Source organism: Pelagihabitans pacificus (genome assembly GCF_009371985.2).
Taxonomy (GTDB): domain Bacteria; phylum Bacteroidota; class Bacteroidia; order Flavobacteriales; family Flavobacteriaceae; genus Pelagihabitans; species Pelagihabitans pacificus.
Window position 1 is genome coordinate 1 of sequence record NZ_VIKU02000006.1, and the last position, 18,937, is coordinate 18,937.

At 39.1% G+C, this 18,937-nt stretch carries 18 protein-coding genes; 8 read left to right on the top strand and 10 right to left on the bottom strand.

The annotated features are described in order from the left end of the window. The 6 genes from FK220_RS17070 to FK220_RS17095 all read left to right on the top strand — a co-directional run. The coding region (locus FK220_RS17070) for a glycosyltransferase (RefSeq protein WP_152575571.1) at positions 1-228 on the top strand (228 nt) is incomplete at its 5' end. A gap of 400 nt (positions 229-628) precedes the next feature. Beyond that, positions 629-1,831 (top strand): glycosyltransferase family 4 protein, encoded by a 1,203-nt coding sequence (locus FK220_RS17075; RefSeq protein ID WP_152575572.1) that lies wholly within the window; start codon positions 629-631, stop codon positions 1,829-1,831. Between the two features lie 182 nt (positions 1,832-2,013). Further along, a complete protein-coding gene (locus FK220_RS17080) occupies positions 2,014-3,135 on the top strand; it encodes a glycosyltransferase family 4 protein (protein WP_152575573.1) in 1,122 nt (373 codons plus the stop codon). Positions 3,136-3,146: 11 nt separating this feature from the next. Next, positions 3,147-3,761 (top strand): sugar transferase, encoded by a 615-nt coding sequence (locus FK220_RS17085; RefSeq protein WP_152575574.1) that lies wholly within the window; start codon positions 3,147-3,149, stop codon positions 3,759-3,761. After that, complete coding sequence (locus tag FK220_RS17090) at positions 3,739-4,338, top strand: formyltransferase family protein (RefSeq protein WP_152575575.1); 600 nt, start codon at positions 3,739-3,741, stop codon at positions 4,336-4,338. Before FK220_RS17085 ends, FK220_RS17090 begins: the two co-directional genes overlap by 23 nt. A gap of 31 nt (positions 4,339-4,369) precedes the next feature. Continuing rightward, complete coding sequence (locus FK220_RS17095; protein ID WP_152575576.1) at positions 4,370-5,392, top strand: GNAT family N-acetyltransferase; 1,023 nt, start codon at positions 4,370-4,372, stop codon at positions 5,390-5,392. Between the two features lie 167 nt (positions 5,393-5,559). On the opposite strand, the gene FK220_RS17100 is transcribed toward FK220_RS17095, so the two are convergent. Both FK220_RS17100 and FK220_RS17105 read right to left on the bottom strand, forming a co-directional pair. Next, positions 5,560-6,342 (bottom strand): class I SAM-dependent methyltransferase, encoded by a 783-nt coding sequence (locus FK220_RS17100; protein WP_152575577.1) that lies wholly within the window; start codon positions 6,340-6,342, stop codon positions 5,560-5,562. 414 nt (positions 6,343-6,756) lie between these two features. After that, entirely contained in the window at positions 6,757-7,440 is a 684-nt protein-coding gene (locus FK220_RS17105) for a class I SAM-dependent methyltransferase (RefSeq protein ID WP_152575578.1), read from the bottom strand. 116 nt (positions 7,441-7,556) lie between these two features. On the opposite strand from FK220_RS17105, the gene FK220_RS17110 reads away from it, so the two are divergent. Together FK220_RS17110 and FK220_RS17115 are read left to right on the top strand one after the other, a co-directional pair. Further along, a complete protein-coding gene (locus tag FK220_RS17110; protein ID WP_152575579.1) occupies positions 7,557-7,808 on the top strand; it encodes a hypothetical protein in 252 nt (83 codons plus the stop codon). 270 nt (positions 7,809-8,078) lie between these two features. Next, the gene (locus tag FK220_RS17115; protein ID WP_152575580.1) at positions 8,079-9,737 is read left to right on the top strand and encodes an Ig-like domain-containing protein; all 1,659 of its coding nucleotides are present in this window, start codon (positions 8,079-8,081) and stop codon (positions 9,735-9,737) included. Positions 9,738-9,951: 214 nt separating this feature from the next. On the opposite strand, the gene FK220_RS17120 is transcribed toward FK220_RS17115, so the two are convergent. From FK220_RS17120 to FK220_RS17155, 8 genes are all read right to left on the bottom strand, one after another. Beyond that, positions 9,952-10,902, bottom strand: coding sequence for a glycosyltransferase (locus FK220_RS17120; RefSeq protein ID WP_238719088.1), 951 nt, complete (start codon positions 10,900-10,902; stop codon positions 9,952-9,954). Then, positions 10,889-11,992 (bottom strand): glycosyltransferase family 4 protein, encoded by a 1,104-nt coding sequence (locus FK220_RS17125; RefSeq protein WP_152575581.1) that lies wholly within the window; start codon positions 11,990-11,992, stop codon positions 10,889-10,891. Before FK220_RS17125 ends, FK220_RS17120 begins: the two co-directional genes overlap by 14 nt. A 233-nt stretch (positions 11,993-12,225) precedes the next feature. Beyond that, complete coding sequence (locus tag FK220_RS17130; RefSeq protein WP_152575582.1) at positions 12,226-13,257, bottom strand: glycosyltransferase family 2 protein; 1,032 nt, start codon at positions 13,255-13,257, stop codon at positions 12,226-12,228. Continuing rightward, on the bottom strand, positions 13,254-14,156 hold the full coding sequence (locus FK220_RS17135; protein WP_152575583.1) for a glycosyltransferase family 2 protein: 903 nt from the start codon (positions 14,154-14,156) through the stop codon (positions 13,254-13,256). Before FK220_RS17135 ends, FK220_RS17130 begins: the two co-directional genes overlap by 4 nt. Further along, the gene (locus FK220_RS17140; RefSeq protein ID WP_152575584.1) at positions 14,156-15,268 is read right to left on the bottom strand and encodes a polysaccharide pyruvyl transferase family protein; all 1,113 of its coding nucleotides are present in this window, start codon (positions 15,266-15,268) and stop codon (positions 14,156-14,158) included. The genes FK220_RS17135 and FK220_RS17140 overlap by 1 nt, the downstream gene beginning before the upstream one ends. A gap of 1 nt (position 15,269) precedes the next feature. Then, positions 15,270-16,703, bottom strand: coding sequence for a lipopolysaccharide biosynthesis protein (locus tag FK220_RS17145; protein ID WP_152575585.1), 1,434 nt, complete (start codon positions 16,701-16,703; stop codon positions 15,270-15,272). Between the two features lie 251 nt (positions 16,704-16,954). Continuing rightward, positions 16,955-17,365, bottom strand: coding sequence for a glycosyltransferase (locus tag FK220_RS17150; protein ID WP_152575586.1), 411 nt, complete (start codon positions 17,363-17,365; stop codon positions 16,955-16,957). Between the two features lie 159 nt (positions 17,366-17,524). Further along, a complete protein-coding gene (locus FK220_RS17155; protein ID WP_152575587.1) occupies positions 17,525-18,733 on the bottom strand; it encodes an O-antigen ligase family protein in 1,209 nt (402 codons plus the stop codon). Between the last annotated feature and the right edge of the window lie 204 nt (positions 18,734-18,937).

The following is an 18,937-nucleotide window of genomic DNA, read 5'->3' on the forward strand; positions in this document are numbered from 1 at the left end:
GACTGTATTTCCGGACCGTCGGAAATAATAACCCATAACCATGACGGGTTGTTGGTGGAAGACCAAAATATCGAGGCCATGGCCGTACAACTGCACCAACTGATGAACGATGACTCCTTAAGGGCGAAACTAGCAAGAAATGCCCCTAGGGCACTGGATAAGTTCTCAATCGAAAATGTTGGGCGACAATGGGAGGACATGTTCCGAAAAGTCCTGGCCGACAATTGACCATTGGGGCTTGCGCCCATTCAGAAATTCCGACCGGAAAAATTCGAACGAGAACTAAATAAGTATCAACAAAAAGTCACTTTCGGCAAACCAAAAACAAATGAAGTCACCGGGTACAAAGGAGAATCAAAGCTGTGCTATCAATTTACTAAAGTACATGATATATGAATATTTGTGCAAGATTACCTATAAACATTTTTAACGACATATAAATGTCATATGAACATAAGACGAAAAATATACATATGAAAGCTACAATTTTGTTTACCGAAACGGCATAAATAAACGTATACGTATAGTCTTTATTCGATTAATATGAAAAAGAAAGGAAGATGGATAGGATACCCAATTTACTTTAGAGCGATCTCTCCGGCAAAAGAATAAAAAAAGACCAAAAAAAATGAAGCCAAAACTAATTCGTATAACAACGATACCGGCCTCCCTCGGCGGGCTATTGCGTGGCCAGTTAAGGTATATGTCAGACCACTTCGAGGTTATCGGCATCGCTTCGGCCACCGGTGGTGCGAATGCCACGGAAATAGATGTTTTGGAAAATGTAGGAGTCCAGCAGAATAGCCGGGTGATTCCGGTTGAAATGACACGAAAAATCACTCCATGGAAGGACTTAAAAGCTACTTGGCAACTATACAAGATTTTCAAAAGCGAAAAACCCTATATCGTACACACACACACCCCAAAGGCAGGAACCTTAGGTATGATGGCCGCTTTTTTGGCCAGAGTACCCCATAGGCTGCACACCATCGCCGGTTTACCTTTGTTGGAGGCCAAAGGAGCAAAAAGAGTGTTGTTGGATACCGTAGAGAAAATGACTTATGCATGTGCTACCGGTTTATATCCCAACTCCTTTGGTTTGAAGGATATACTCATCCGAAGTAAATATACCAAAGCCAGCAAGTTGAAGGTCATCGCAAATGGAAGCTCCAATGGCGTTGACACAAGTTTATATGACCCAGGACTGTTCGATCAGAAAACCAAAAACGACCTCAAGAGCGAGCTTGGAATTAAATCAACCGATTTTGTATTCATTTTTGTGGGGAGATTGGTAACGGATAAAGGCCTCAATGAATTGGCAAAGGCCTTTAAACTTATCAATTCGGAATTTGAAAATACGAAATTATTGCTAGTAGGCTCGCCAGAAGCAGAACTTGACCCCTTGCTTCCAGAAACCGAACTCATCTTGAAAAATAACAAGGGTATTATTTCCGTGGGTTCACAAAGAAATGTACGCCCCTATTATGCAATAGCAGACATGCTAACGTTTCCGAGTTACAGGGAGGGCTTCCCGAATGTAGTTATGGAAGCGGGCTCGATGGGACTTCCGAGTATTGTATCCGACATTAATGGATGTAACGAGATTATTCTTGAAGGTAAAAATGGCTACATCGTTCCGGTCAAAAATGTCGATACACTTTACGACCGTATGAAAGAGGCCTACCTATTGGCTAAAAAGGGAAAGTCCCTAGAAATGAATGCGATTCGTGAACTGATCATTTCAAGATATAGTCGTAGCATGGTATGGGAAGAAATTTTAAAAGAGTATCAACGCTTACCCAATAAAGATAAGAACCATCCTGACCAATAATTCAACGTTGGGATTATTTTTATGATCGGTAATATGCCTGCCTTTCAACCCGCTTTTAAAGGCCTTTGTCTTAAACCCTTAGTTTTTGTCTTAATTTTATGTAAACTTGCCTTTTGATAGGACCTTAGTACAACATCGATGCTATTTTTTCCTAAGCCGATTTTTTTAAAGTCAATTACCCTATGAAAGTAGCCTTTCTTTTAAGTCGAATTGAGCAAAGTGGGGTTACTACACACACCCTAGATCTTGCCAAAGGCTTGGTAGATATGGGACATGAGGTTTGTCTCATCACTGGGGGTAAGGTACCGAATGCCACTTCAAGGGTAGACGACTTTTATAAGGAGTTCGAAGACCTTGGGATACTGATAAAAGAGTTTAAAACCCCGATTGGAACCATATTACAGAGAGTATATCACTCCCTAACCTCCGTTTTAAAGATTATTACCGAAATCAAGGAATACGACCCTGATGTGATTCATTGCCAATCACCGTACATGACTTTTCTGCCATGGTTGATGCGTACAAAATTCACGACTACCTTGCATATTTTATACTTGAAGAGGAACTTCAAGTTTAAGAACCCTACACATCTTATTGCCATCAGCAAGGAGTCCTATGAGTTTAGTAAAAAAACATTTGGCATCAAAGACAAAGACATTACCCTGATTCATCATGGAGTGTCCGAGCGTTTTTCGATACCTATTTCAAGGGAGGAAAATCAGAGCCTTAAAGAAAGGTTGGGAATTGAGGAACATAAACTGATTATCGGTTTTGCGGGAAGTATTTCGTTACGAAAAGGAAGCGATTTGTTGGTGGCCGCACTTAAGGGGTTGTCGGACAGGACCAAAAACAAAATCCATTTCGTTTTTCTAGGTGGTGTGGCCGGTAGTGATGAGCATACTTGGCTACAAGGTATGATTACAGAGGCCGAGGTTGGTAATTTAATTACCTACGTCCCATTTGAAGATCCCAAACCTTTCTATGATATTTTTGATATTTTTGTATTACCCTCGCGAATGGAATCGTTTCCCTTGGTGACCATAGAAGCCATGATGAGCGAATGTTGCCCCATTCGAAGTAATACAGAGGGCGCCTACGAGCAGATTGATCATGGCGTAAACGGATTGCTATTTGAAAACGAAAACGTACAAGAGTTCATAGAGGCTTTGGAAAAACTGGCCAACGACCCGGCGTTGAGAAAACAACTGGCGGAAAATGCCAAAAAAAAGGCGCTAAGTCGATTCACCATTCCCGAAATGACAAGGAAAACCTTGGAGGTCTATGAAAAAATCAGAATCCATTAAAGGTCCATCATATGTACGGAAATGGCGTAAAAAGACTTCTTGATTTTCTGGTTTCCCTGGTCCTGCTTGTTCTCCTCTCCCCTATTTTTTTGACCGTACTCATTATTTTACTGGTTACTAATCATGGAAAGCCCTTTTTTGTTCAGCCACGACCAGGGAGGGATGAAAAAACATTTAGGTTACTCAAATTTAAGACGATGACCGATGCCAGGGATAAGAACAATACGCTACTGCCCGATACCGACCGATTGACCAAGGTGGGTATATTCGTGCGGAAGACCTCCTTGGATGAAATTCCGCAACTGATCAATGTGTTAAAAGGCGACATGAGCCTTATTGGACCCAGGCCCCTTTTGATGCGGTATCTACCGTACTATTCGGAGAGGGAAAGAAAAAGGCATCAGGTGCGACCGGGTATTACCGGTCTAGCGCAAGTATCCGGTCGGAACAACTTAAATTGGGACGATCGTCTTGCAATGGATGTCAAGTACGTAGAAAACCTATCGTTCACGTTGGATGTAAAAATTTTTTTTAAAACAATTAAAAGTGTTCTCAGCTCCAAGGATATCGTGGTCGATGCCGGAGCAGTAATCCCAGATTTGGATGTATACAGATCAAAAGCTTAAGTGGGCGATTCTAACTACCGGATGGGGTAGAAATGCCAAAGACACGATTGAGGCCTTCCAAAAGGGAATGCTGAAACGTTCTACCATAGATGTACTGTTTTACCAAGCACTGCCCTCGGGTGCGGTCGATGCTGCAACGGAAGCCGGAATAGCCACGAAAAGGTTCATCAGAAAAGAGTACGATACTCCGGAGTCCTACCAGGACGACATCTGTAGTGAGCTAAAAAATAGGAATATCGATTACATATTCCTTTTAAGCTATAAGTATATCGTTCGACAAGGACTGTTGGATGCCTTTCCAAATAGAATAATCAACATACATCCCTCTCTTTTTCCCAGTTTTTTGGCCACTACCACGGCCATCCAAGAAGCTTTGGATTACGGGGTGAAAATCTCCGGAATTACCACCCATATCATTGATGATAAAATCGATGAAGGAACCATATTGTGTCAGGAACCGATTAGGTTCGAGGAGGGCGAGACTTTTGAAACCGTTTATCCCAAATTTGCCGAAAAAGGAAAGAAAATAATATTGGACACCATAACATTGATAGAGCAAAGACAATTCGACCACTAATACCATCGGGTCCCTGAAAATTAATACCTCAATGCCAATACAGATAATCAGTGATAAGACAGCATGGGAAAATGTATTGAATGAAATCGGTGCCTACGATTTTTACCATACCTACGATTACCATCACATTTCTAAAAAGGAGTTTGAAAACCCTATTTTGATTACCTACAAGGAAAAGGATATCGTGATTGCCATTCCTTTTTTAAAAAGACCTATCAATGATACCGATTACTTTGACCTGACCTCGGTGTATGGCTATGCCGGACCCATTTCGAAGAACGTTCCTCCAGATTTTGATAATCAAAGATTCGCAACCGAATTTAAGACCGCTCTTGACGGGCTCGCGGTCGTAAGTGTTTTTTCAAGGCTCCACCCCTATTTTGAAAACCAATCGAATATTTTGGGTGGATTGGGAAACACGCCTGTGTTGGGAAAAGTTGTGAATATAGACTTGACACAGGATTTGGCTACCCAACGCGCCCAGTACGGGAAAAGTACCAAAAATAGAACCAATAAATGTCGTAGGGTCTGTACGGTTAGAAAGGCCGAGACCGATGCCGATATCAACTTGTTCATAGACATATACTACGAGAACATGGACCGTTTATCGGCCAGTAAGGACTATTATTTTACTAGGGAGTACTTTTTCGATTTTATGAAATGTGACGGTTTTAAAACCGACATACTTTTGGTAGTGCACAATGAGACGGGAGAGGCCATGGCAGCTTCTATGTTCGTAAAAACCAAAAATATCGTACAATTTCATCTTTCGGGAACCAGGACCGACTATCTGTATCTGGCACCCGCCAATGTTTTTCTGGATGAGATGCGAATAAAGGCCACTGAAGCAGGGTACAAAATCTTTAACCTGGGTGGCGGTTTAGGGAGTAAGGAAGATTCCTTGTTTGATTTCAAGGCCTCGTTTTCAAAAGACTATAGGGAGTTTAGGGTTTGGAAGTTTGTGGCTGACCAGGCAATCTATGACCAACTCTCCGGAGAAAGGAAAGCTGAAGAAGGCAGGGCGTTTTTTCCGTTGTATAGAAGCCCAAATTAACTAGCAAGCCATAGTACTATTCTCATTTTTTATCGGTAGAAGTATCGCAATCCCTTTACGCCTAAGCCTTATAACTTCTTAGGCTTGAGTATGATTGAAGCAGTGGCGACTTCTATTGACATAGTAGTGCTCACGGTAGGTTTCTGATAATCCAAAACCACCTCTTTCTAATCATTTGGTGTGCGCTTATCCCTTAGGACATAGCAAAATGACCCGGAGAATCCAGTTTTTGCCAAACTTTTTCTCATGCCCATCAATTTGTATTTAAAAACTCCATAGGCCGTGTAATAATGTGGTCCATTTTCCACGCTTACTATTTCAAATCCATGATTTTTAAAAAGGTTTTTCCATTTACGTTTTGTAAAAGAAAAAATATCATGTAAGAAACTCGGGTTTGTGCCAATGGGGTGTAAAAATAAGACATTGATAATCTTACTCTTCGTATTTTGTTTTTCTGTTTCTACTAGATTCTTACCATAACTATTGGCATCTATGACCAAGGTATTGGGTCTTATCCAGTTGATAAAGAATTTTGGCAATAAGAGATAATGCCAAAAATTTGTACCCAAAGACCATGGAGTAGAAGGCACAACATGTACCATCAATCCATTTTTTTTGACAACTCTCCTGCATTCATCAAAAAATAAGTCAAGTTCCCTAATCTCTACAATAAGATGCGAGGTGAAAATAAAATCAAATTGGTTCGATTCAAAGTCCAATTTGGTTGCATCCCCAACCGCCACCGGAAAATGTTGGGGATAGATTGGAAATAAATCAATTGATGTGATGTCGTATCCAAGGTCATGAATCCTTTTTGCCATAAAACCATCTCGACCCCCGATTTCCAGAACTTTGATATCTTTTTCAACCGGTAAATATTTTATAACAGTATCAAGTTCCGCATTTCTTTTAAAAGATAACCAATCTTTTTTCTCTATATTTTGCTGCATATATTTAGACTGTTTAACACCAATTAGATAATTAACCTCAAATCTAAAAAAATATTGTATCCTTTGAAGGCTTCATCTATGGGGGGCTTTTAGTATGTATCATTTTAGGGAAGAATTCTTTCCCGAACAAACCTTTTATTTCCTAGGCGGCACGTCACACAAAGGCAACGAGTGTTTTAGGTATTCTAATCCGCCATACATTTTCCTTTGATCCAAAAAATTGCTTACTGAATTACTACCTACGAGTACTGTCTTTTATTCATATTACTGAAAATGGTCATTGTTATAGGATATTGCGCATTTTTAAATGTAAAGTAAGCAACATGCCATACCGTCGATTCCCTGTTGTGTTATTCAAGTTTATCCCTATCCGTGTAATCATTTTATGACCGCATTCAGTTATTAAGTGTGGTTTTATTTTTCCGCTATACCATAAATTATATATTTCCAATTTTCAGGGCAAGCTTTATTTAAAATTAAATCATCTATTGTTGAAAGAAAAATTCTCTGTCTTTCGTTTCTTCCAAATGTTGCAAGTACACCAGTAGTCTTTATGTCGACACTTGAAAAGTCTTTAAGAAATTCTCTCATTTCTTTTAAAGTCACATATCTCCACGTATTTCCCCACTTGACATATCGTTTTCGTAGTCGCTGATGAAAAGGGGAAGCAAGAAGATTTTCTGCAAACAAAAGCTTCCCTCCCGGTTTTAAAGCTTTATAGATTTCTTTGAAAACCTTTTGTTGACCTTTAAAGTTGTTGTTTCTACCGATTCCGCCGATTATTGATTTAAATACTATAATGTCAAAATAGTCCTCGTATGGAATATCGGCAGCGTCAATGTCTTGATATGTTATTAGCGAAGATATATTGTAGCGCAAGTGAAGTTGTTCTGCCGTTTTTTTCGTGTTAATAAGGTCAGAACAAATGGTTTTTTTTCCTTTTAAAGCAAGCCATAGAGAAAGTCCGCCTTCTCGGCCGCCCAACTCAAGTCCATTTTGAATTTTCTCCCAGTCGATACTTCTTTCCCAATATTCCAGTGCTTTAGACCAAGATTTTATATCCCATTGGATTATATGTCTGGTTAATTCCGTAATCATTGATCGTATTTGTTTTAATTCCGGGCACCATTTTACCCAACCTGGTTGTAAGCAAGCTTCCCTAAAAAACCAACATTTTAAAAGTAGCATAATAATCTCAATCGTAAACAGTAATTATGGGAAAAAGCAGATTTTCACCGAACCGGATTGCAAAGATCTTACGGAGTTCAAATAGAGTGCCATCGCTGCCTAAATATGCTGCGGGCACGGCATGGCCAGGCCCATTTTTAGAATTAAAGGGTAAAATACTAAAGGAGGTCACGAGAAAAGGAAAATTACTTCTTGACGTTTCTCTTACACGTAAACTTGTGGAGAGGGCCATAAGCATTTCGAACAAAAAGGTTATTGTCCATGACATCTTGAAATAAAATTCTTTAGTATTAAAAACATATCTATTGCTATCATCAAAAAAATTAGAGGACTGAAGGTTTATGTTCGGTGCCGACAACATCAAATGTTAAAAAAAAGCGCATCTTATCGAATAAATCGGTATTTCGTAGTCCGAAAACGGATCTCTCCCGTATTTTTAAGCAACCAAATCATAGATTAGAATAAATTGCGAATTAACAGTAAAATCTTAATCACATTTTATTTTTTAAATAACCTGGTAATTACAAATTTTTAGCAAAGACCTACTTATGAAATTTCCCCATGGCAACGTCATCTATCTGACAATGTTTACTATTGTACTGTGTTTAGTTCTCTCCTGTACCAAAGATTCCGATTTGCTTTCCCAATATGCAACAGATGATTCCAGCGGTCAAGTAGACTTCGTAAATTATCTAAAAGACGATAACTATACTGCATCCATGAACGAAAGTCTTACCATGGACGTCTTATCGAACGACACCTTTAGCGATCCGGAACGCGTGAAGATAATTGAAACATCATCCCCGCTAAACGGGGAAATCATAATTATTGAAAATAAAACCTTACTGTATATCCCCGCCAATACTTCGACGGAACAAGAAAATGACCAGGAAGCTGATTCACCGGAAACGGAGTCATTTACTTATACCACGGAGGCAGTAAACCCTGATGAAACGGTCGAAATTGATAGCGCTACCGTCACCGTGAATTTTTCGGATGAAACAGTGGAAAGCGAGGTCTTTGACAAAATGTCTAAAAGTCAACTAGCCCTAAATGCCCATAATGCATTGTATGATATAACGCTACCACCGAGTCCCAATGATCCACTGGGGGAACCATACGATGGCGAATACGGAAGAATACTGAGACTATGTGAGCACGGGAATCAAGGGGATATCTATCATTTAGACGCATTACAGGGGGTTATTGCCCTTTTTGAGGCGACAGGGGATAAAAAATATTTGAATGACTTTATAATCGCCGTCAACACCTTGTTCTCCAAAGCCGTACCAAGTTCAGCGCTCCCTCAAACAGGGGCATCTTACAACGATTCCTATCTAAGTTGGTGGGGAGATGCCGATACAAGTATTTCAGGCAAGCCGGTCCCGAGTGTGGGCGGGCAGTTTCAACTCTACGAAAGTAGAGGATTTATGAGTGTGGCAAGACTGCTGTACGTCATGCATAATAGCCCGGGGCTTTTGGGAGAATCGATTATAGTAGATGGCAAGACGTACCGCGAACACTATGAATATATCCTTAATTTCCTTCAGGTAAATTTTTGGGAGAAATGGCTTTCTAGAAATTCCTTAACCTTCCAACATTCTGGTGTTGACAGCTCCTCCGCTTGGGCCTACATCGGATGGCACCTTTGGAACTGCACCGGGGATTCTCAGTACAAGTATGTTTATGACAGGTTCAATAGTGACATAGGTATCGAAGGAACTACTGGTGGTATGCGAGAGCTACTAAAACCAAACGCGGCGAACGCAAGCGCCTATCAATGGAATACTAGATTTAACGGGGAGCCATATCAGGGAAGAAAAATCGTTGACCATGGCCACGCTGCCAGAGTGGTAAAATTTATGGTCGAAGACTATACAGTTGGTGAAATGTTTTATACGGAAGAGGATATGAGCGCCTTAATTCGCACCGTAGACGTATTTTGGCCTGAAAACTTCACAAATTATCAGATACGTTATTGGCTCGATGGTCAGCCGGATTCTGAGAAAGATAACCGTAATTTTATGCCGGAAGGGTGGATGTGCCTTGGACGTTTTGATGAAGCATTGCAGAATCGATATGAAAATATGGATACTGGCTTTTTTGTAGAAGCTAGAACTTCTGGAGTTCATTGGGCAGAATTGGCCTATAACAGGGCTTATCTGGAAGGTTCTGTTCAATACCCTGAAAACTTTAAACCTAGATGAGATGAGGATTAAAGATATCCAGGTTTAAAACGAGGGTGTTTTTATATCTTAATCAGGGCTTTAATCGTTTTCGGCACATCAGAAATTCTCTGCGGTCCGTCCCAAGAATTCAATTGAGTCTATGAAAGCCTTCGAGTATTAGGAATTATGGTTTTGGTAGTAGGAATTGGGGTTTTATCAAAAATGGATATTATCGGTCAAAATTGGAAACAGCCTATAAATACTTATCGTAAATTTTCTTAAGCGCTGACAGACTTTCATCCAAATTGAAATCCCGTACTAGTCTTCTTAAATCTTCCTCCGGAGCCCGTAATGATTTATAAAGGGCATCGGCGAGTTCCTGCGGGGAATCATTGCAAACAAAGCAATTCTTGGTCCTCGCGGCGTAGGCTTCAAGATCGCTCACCTGTGTACTCACAAAAGGCTTGTTGCAAGCCAACATCTCCTTTACTACGTTGGGCCATCCCTCATGGGTCGAGGTCAATAATAGAACGTCCATACCGTTCATAAAATTACAAACTTCGGAATGGGGTATCCTACTCATGGTTACCAACTCTGTGTTGGGTAGTTTTTTACGCAAAAGTTCAAAACTTCGCTGAGCCAATGAGAATCTTTTTACCGGATTATCCAAGTGTACGGCGGCAAACAATACTTTCTTGACTTTGTTTTCTGCTGGAATTCTTGAGGGTTTAAATTTATCCAAGTCAATCGGGTCTGTTATTGTTTCGACTTCTGCCCCCGGAACACTTTTTAACACCTCTTTCTTCATCGCATCCGACATCACAATGATATGATGAAACCTTTTCAAAGAAATCCTGGTCATTTGAATTCCCATAAGTATTCTTAGTTTTTCTAAAAGCGAAGTACTAGGGGAAACATACCAATCCGACCCCTTAAGTGAAAGTATTCTCGTACAGCCCATTAAGCTTGTTAGAAAACCAACCGCAGAGCCGTATTGGGCATGGGCAATATCGTACTTCTTGGCCAATACTCTCAACTTCAACAAATGCCTTAAAAGAACAAAAGGATTTTTAAGATTGTCTACATGGTATAAATCTACCCGGTCTTTCACAGATTGATATTGGGTATACATCCATCCGCCCCCGACGCCAACGCCTCCAGGCGAACTGTGCACCCATAGAATATTTTTCCTATTTTCTTCCATTTATAGCGGTTTTCAACACAGATGTAAATTTCGATATATTTTCGCTTGTAGAGAATAGGGATGTGGCCGTTGCAAGAGCTCGTTCACACCAGCTCCCGTAATCATCCGATTCCAATATGTCTAACAGGCCTTTTGACAAATCAGAGTAACTTCCTTTACAATCGATTCCTATTGCGTATTTTTTCATTATACCGTCCGGATCGGAATTGAATGCCAATACCGGTGTTCCACACATCCAAGCCTGAATAAACGTGTTTGAAAAACCCTCCGATGCTGAAGTATTGACCAACAAACCTGATTTTATCAAGAATGAATTAATATATGCATTTGTCTTCTCCCCATGATATTCAACATTTGTGGCGACCTTTAGTTTTTCTTGTAAGCTAAAACCGTATTCCGACTCGGGTATTTTTCCAATCACGTGAAATAGAAAATTTGTTGATTCAAAGTCCTTGGCCAATTTTAAAAATACTTCAAGTTGCTTAACTGGTCTTGAGTTGCCAATCCATACAATACTGTTTTTATCCTTCTGTTCGTGTCCCATAACTCTGATATCAGGATGCATGTTGGGAATCTTGGCCGCCGGCTCATACCCTTTTTGACGAATTTTCTGCTTTTGATAATCCGTTTGACAAATGATATAAGGTCGTTGTTTGAGTATATCTTTAAAAATCCTTTCTTTAAAAAAGCTTTTGTAGCCCTTATTGAATTCCACAGAATAATTGTCCGCAATATGGAGCACAAATGGAATTTTAGACTTATTTGCGAATTTCGAGAGCCTGTAGGTAAAAGTATTAAGTATCCGCTGATAGATTACATCAGGATTTTCTTCAGCGATGATAGCGTTTACTTTTGTCATGAACCTCCTATAAAGCGTAGCTTTTTCAACTGTGCCAAAAGGGGTTGTCAACTTATAAACCTTGAAACCATTGTGCAATTCTTGACCTTCCAATTCGTGTCCTTCGGAAATATAGATTACCTCATAATCGAATTTAGTAAGCTCCTCGGCAATAATTTTTGCCTGATACTCCGCTCCACCTTTTATCAAGGGATAATAAGGAACAAAAAAACATATCTTACAAATAGCCATTAACTGTGTTTAAGACTAATTAGTGTATTTAACAAACTGTGCAAATATCGAATAACGGTTTTTAAATCAATAAAACCGTCATCTATCTTACTTGACAAATCACTCATTTTACTAAATTTTGGATACAGATTTCTTCAACTAATACTTTAGTAACAATCGACAGAAGCAGAAACCGAGACCCAGGGCAAAAGCAGGAATAATTTTTTAAAAGATTAGACTTTCATAATTTACTTCTATCTTGAAATGGCAAAATCTTTCTTTCCAAGTTTTTTCTTCAGGACATTTACCAAAAAATAGCCCTTTAAATAGCCCCAACCATAACTTACATGTATCAGAGGAAACAAAAAAGGGACTACAAAAAAAAGGGCGGGTCGATTTACTTTTTTGGCTAAGGTGGCCCCGACCAAAAATGCCATTATTAAATAAACGAAAAGGAGACAAGCCCAAATCAGCTGAAAAATTAAAGGTATAACAGGTAGCAGGATCGCCGAAACCAAAAATAATGTGAATAGTGGTGGTACAAATTGACGCAAAGTAGCGGAAGCACCCAATTTTTTATTTACCAAAGGTTTAAACAGGCCGTAGTGGTAAAACATTTTCATTAAACTATGCACATTGCCACGCGCAAAATATTTTATTTTTATCTGCGGTATTAAATGGATTTTTCCGCCATTTTTAATAATTCTACCATTGAACTCATCATCTTGATTGCGAATAAGGTCGGTATCGAACATACCGATCTTGTCAAACAACGACCTTTTAAAACATCCAAAAGGTACGGTATCCACCTCCCTGATATCCTTACTCCCAATTCTAAACGTAGAGTTGCCAATGCCAAAGGGATGAGATATTGCCAAGGCTATACCCGTGGCGACCAACCCGTCATTTGCCGGCAAAGTAACACATACACCACCAACGTTGTCAGAATTTAGGCGATTCATTTCACCGACCAGCAGGGAGATGTAATTCAAGGGATATATGGAATGCGAATCCATCCTAATGATAATTTCGCCCGTAGATGCCTTGATGGCATAATTTAAGGCATAGGGAACCACCTTTTCAGGGTTTGAAATTAATCTTGCATTCGGCCGATCGGCGATCATATTGGCTACAACGTTTGGCGTATTGTCGTCGCTATCGCCGTCAACGATGATTACCTCGGTAAACTTAGAAGGATAATCTTGGGCAAAGATAGATTTCAACGTGTCAGCAATATGTGCCGATTCGTTTCGTGTAGGTACAATTATTGACACTTTCTTCTTCATGGTCGAAATTCTTCTTCAATAATTTTTGGTTTTCTCTTCAATCCTATCTTTGTCAAAAATCGATTTATCATATAATCGACCAGCACACCCATGGTAATTAAACCCCTTTGTCTTTTTAATAGCGCTAAAGCTCCTTTTACATCGAAATTAGAAACTCTCTCAACAATACTGTTCAATATTCGGGTTTTTTGGTATAACCTTTCTTCGTCACTCGTTATTTCGGAACTATCTACATAATATAGTCTGTGTTTCTCAATATCCGGCAGTTTCCCCATCGCCCTATTCTCAGCATCCATGACGTAATAAGAAAGCACTTTGTTCACAATCCAAATATTGCCTCTACGTGCCAATTTTTCAAAAACTTCCATATCCTCCCCATGGGTTAGGTGTTTGCTGAACATTCCGATGGAAAGTAAGGATGTTTTTTTTACACAAAAAGTAGACATATTCAACACGTTGTACCCTGACTCATTGGTTGCTTTGAAATAATCGACAATTCCACTCCTAAGCGCCACACTTGATTTTAATATGGTACCATCCTTATTGATACGTGCAAAACCAGTAGCAATTACCTCAATATCAATGGGCCTTTCAATTACCTTTGAGATTTCCAACAGATAATCTTCATGCCAAAAGTCGTCCGCATCCAAGAATGCTAGCCAGTCGTAATTGGCCGCTTCAATACCCTTGTTCCGTGCACTTGAAACACCACCGTTCGCTTTTTTAATCAAGCGAATACGATCATCGGTGAAATTCTCCACAATCTCTACACTTTTGTCCGTAGACCCATCATCAACGACAATAAGCTCAAAACTAGCATACGTTTGCTTTAATACGGACGCAATGGTTCGCTCGATACTTAACTCCTTATTATATAAAGGTATTACTACAGAAAGCATTAGCGAATCTTAAAAGCGGTAAAATTTAGTCTAGCCTTTTCTATCATTTCTTCTTTATATGCAGGCGGGATATAGGTTCTATCATTTTGCAAAATCGACAATACACTTTGAGCGGCCTTTACAAAATCAATTTCCCCATCGCCCCAGAGATACGATTCATCTTGACCAACGTCTTTTAGAAAATCCGTACATTTTTTGTGGTACTCAATGGAAAAGAACGGTACGTCGGCAAAACAGGCAAAAATAGACGCATGAAGACGACTGGAAATCATAACGGCGCATTCGCGAAGTGCATTCCAAGTATTGATGGTAGAACGCTGGTACTGGAAGATCTCATAGTTCACGATTTGGCTTTTTTGAATAATTTCATTTGTGACCGCTTCGTCTCCTCGAACAGGATTGGCATTAAAGACGAAAAACCGAAATTCATAATTGCCGTGGTTCGAAAGATAGCGTAATAAACTGATTATAAAAGTTCTTCTTCTTTTCTCATTCACTAAATCGCCGTTGATCAAATGGGATTCTTCGTTGTTGAAACTAATTCCGATAATATTGCTATTTTTCTCTTTTGGAAGTTTTGAAAAATTATAGATTTCAGGAAGCATAGCCGCTATATCGAAAGACTCCACCGGATTGTATTCGAGGTTTAGACTACTGGCGTATTCATATGATCGTTTATCGCGAACACTTAGAAAATCCATATGTTTTAGATACTCAATAATTTCATTCTCCTTTTTCACGCTCTTGAACGGGCCTATCGATACACCAATTGCTCCGAGTTTTAGTCGCTTGTGCCTTACTTTCATCCGTAAAGTAACATCCTTTATACTCCCTGGTTGTACATCATTAAAGACCGATCCGCCTGCCAATACGGAATACTTCGTTTGGTGTAACAACCATTTTCTTTGTAACAGGTAGGTTTTTGGTATGGAGAAAGGATAACCCAAAACCGGTTCAAGGGTTTTTGGCAATAATCCTTCTTTGGCTAGAAACCGTTTGGATTCCACTCCCCAAAATTTTGAACTTCCCCAATTAGCGATTTCCACAAAAGCATCATCACCGGTATTCTTCATTCCATAATACCCGCTGAAAATAATGTCGGTCTTGAACATATTAATTTTTTAATATCTGTTTAAATTCATTGAAAATAGGCCTGTTTACTAAATAGCTAAAGGAAATATAACATGTGAAATAAACCGGTCCCAGTATCAATAAAACGAAAAAATTATTGAAATCTGATAATGGTAAAACGTTACTAATAAAATATGCCGCAACAAACGAAATCAATCCTAAAATAATAGGGAACATAAAATCATAAAGTTGTTCCTTAAGATGATACCCTATTAATTTTCCGCAAACATATCCATTTAAAAAGGCAAACAAAAAAGAGCTTATGGTCAATAGCCAAATCAAGGCTAAAATGCCATAGGGAAGTATTATAAAAAATGCGGTTGCTCCAATCGTTTTTTTTACAATTTCCAAAATCAGAAGTAAATCACTGCGGCCTTTCACCTTAAGGATATTCAAATTATAGGTGCCAATGGGCCTCACAATCGATGCGATACATAAAATCTCAAAATATGGTACTGCGGGCAGCCACTGATCTCCGAATAAGAATAAAATGACTGGTTCGGCCGCAAGAATTAGAAAGAACATGATAGGTACTATGACAAACAAGACCATTTTCATAGTACGTTTGTATGCGTTTTTTAAAGCTTCATCTCCATCTAGTGCGGCAAAAACGGGAAACGTTACCTTCGAGAGTACACTGCTCAAATTCTGCACTGGAAGGAGACGTAAGGTTTCAGCCTGGGTGTAAAACCCGACCAAAGAGGGTGAAAAATATTTCCCGATAAAAATATTGTACATATTGTTATATATGGTATCAATTGAACCGGTCAGGGTTATCTTATACCCAAAATTAAAATGGTCCTTGAACTTAGTCCAACTAAATACAAGGGTTGGCCTCCACTTAATATAAATCCAATTTAACAGCATGAAAACTATGGACTGCGATAACTGTAACCAGACTAAGCTCCATACCCCATATCCTTCCAACGCCATAACAACGCCGACAATACCGCCAACAATTGTCGATGGAACCTGCAACTTCATTTGGGTCTTAAAATCAAGTTCCTTGGTCAATTTTGTGGTATGCACACCGACCAAAGACCTAATCACAAAAGAAAGGGAATAAATCCTTAATATAAGGGCCAATTGTGGGGTGTCATAAAAATTGGCGACCGCGGGGGCACCAAAAAAAATAAGAAGATAAACCAAGGTGCTAATCGCTATATTAGTAAAAAAAACGGTCGAGTAATCAATTTGGGTAAGCTTCTTACTGCGTATCAATGAGGTGGTCATTCCACTGTCCATCAACATTTGCCCAAGAGAGATAAAAACAGCCAGCATGGCTATCAACCCAAAGTCTTTCGGCACTAATAACCTCGCCAGCACAATTTGGACCAAAAAACCAATGATTTGAGTGCTGAATTGCTGGGAAAATGTCCAAAAAATGCCAGAAAGTGCTTTTTGTTTTAATCCCATGAGTGTCCTGCACAATTATTAATTAACATATTATTCTACAAAAAATTTATGGTAATCCGATTAAAAAAAATGAAATTAATTTTTTGTTCTTTCATCTATTTTTACTTACTATTTCAAATCATTCTTTGGCTGCAAGAAGTTTACAATTCTCTTTGCCCTCTCCTTAATGTCAAATTGCATCGAAGATTAAAAGCATGATTTTACATTTCCATCAGTTTTTCTCCATCGCTAAGAATTTCATCCAGAGCCGACTATATTACATTAACGTCGTGCAGGTCAACCAAAATCGAAACAAACGGGTCGCATTGCACCCTTATTTCAGGCATATCCGACGAAACCACGGGAAGGCCAAAGGCTATGGCTTCAACAATCGCGTTACAAGATCCGTCTTGTAACGTTGGTAGGGCAAATACATCACATTCGAACTGTATTTCCGATACCAACTCGGCTACTACCTTATCTTCAAATACGATGGCTTTGCCAAAACCAGAATCGAGAATTGTTAAGTACGCAATTACGGAAGCTACTAGCGCATAGAGGCCGTACTCGTTTTTGCCCATCATCCGTAGCATGTAAGGGGTGTACAACAGCCCTACAAGACTGCTTACCGCCAAAACCACGTATGACAAGAGAGCGCCTTCCTTTAGTTGGTTTACGGCCATAATGGTTTAGTAAAAGGTTGAATCAAAAAAAACGAAAATGTCTTGCTAACCTTAGATGACCGAGCGCAGACGTTCATAAATCTGCCCTTGCATTTGGTCTTTTTTAGCCAGTGTAAATCGACCAACTTAAACCAACCATTTCGAATTTTTGGCCAATAGCTATAATCTTTCATTAACGCCCTTTTTTTCATAAATATTACTCGAAATTTCTTCAATTTGAGTAGTTGACGCTATTAATAGGGCAAAGAAAATCCACGCGAAAATAATACCAATGGCTCCACCGGACTTCGACAAATTTGCTAGAATGACCAAAAAAAGAACAAGGCCCAATACCTGCCCGGTTTGCCTGTAACGATCCCAAAGCTTTTTAGCAATACGCCAAAGAAAAAGCGAGAAGAAAAATACTCCCAGAATCCCCGAAGTAAGCCAAATCTCAAGAAATATATTGTGGGGCAACTCTGCCTTTTGACCATATTTAAGCATAGCAGGATTAACGCCTGAATGGCCGACACCAAAAATAAAATTATCTTGAATTACTCTTTCTGCAGACTCCCAAAGTTTGGTTCTACCACCTGTTTCAGCATTCTTAATCGTACTTTCAATACGCTTTGCAAAATCACGGTCATTTACCATAATATAATTTATAAAGTATATGGAGAAGAATAGACCGACCGCAATCAAAACTATTTTCTTCACTACTTTGACCTTAAGTAATACCAACATGAAAAAAAGACCTAAAAACAATGAAAGCAGTGCCCCCCTGGAGGCACTTGCTATAAGCAGCATTAGCAATGGCAAGATCAGTAAAATACTTAATACCCATTTTTTTAAGCTCACCTTTTGTCCAGCGACACCTCCTATAACGATCAATATGGCGAGCACACTTTTGAACCCGGTAAGGTTGGCATTCTCCCCAAAAAGAAATAATCTACCACTATGATAAGTGATTCCGACTCCTGCCATGAGCAATAATGCAGTAATTAGAAGGCTTAATACATATACCTTTAATGCATTTTGTAAAACTGTTTTATTAGTAACGGTATGAGCCGTGATCAACACCATTAATAATGCCAGCTGAATAAACCTGGTATTGAATATCTCAATTAAATCCAAAACGTAAATATCATTTACGATTGTTGAGAATATACCAGCAAGCACAAGAAAAAATAAGGGTACAACATACTGTTTTAAAAATCGAAATCTGAGATATTGCTTAAAAAAAGGTAGAGAAGACATTACATACAATACAGTCACCATTCTTGCAATCGTAATAGTGCCTGCAATACCGAAAGGATCCCAATACTCAAAAGTTGCCGAAAAAATTAGCAGGTAAAGTAAGAAGTCATTTAGTTTCTTCAAAAAAATCATTTGGTAATTTTATTCAAAAAATCCACTGGCATGCAACTCTGCGTCTTTACCTAATTGAAATGAATCTTATTCTCATTTTATAGCTGATATCCTTAAACTGAGGATGTTAGTGTTGTTAAACTTCTTCAACATTAAAATCCTCAGCTTTAGTTAAATATATCCGTGCCGCTACTATAACTTTACAATAGCCTTAATAGTATAACG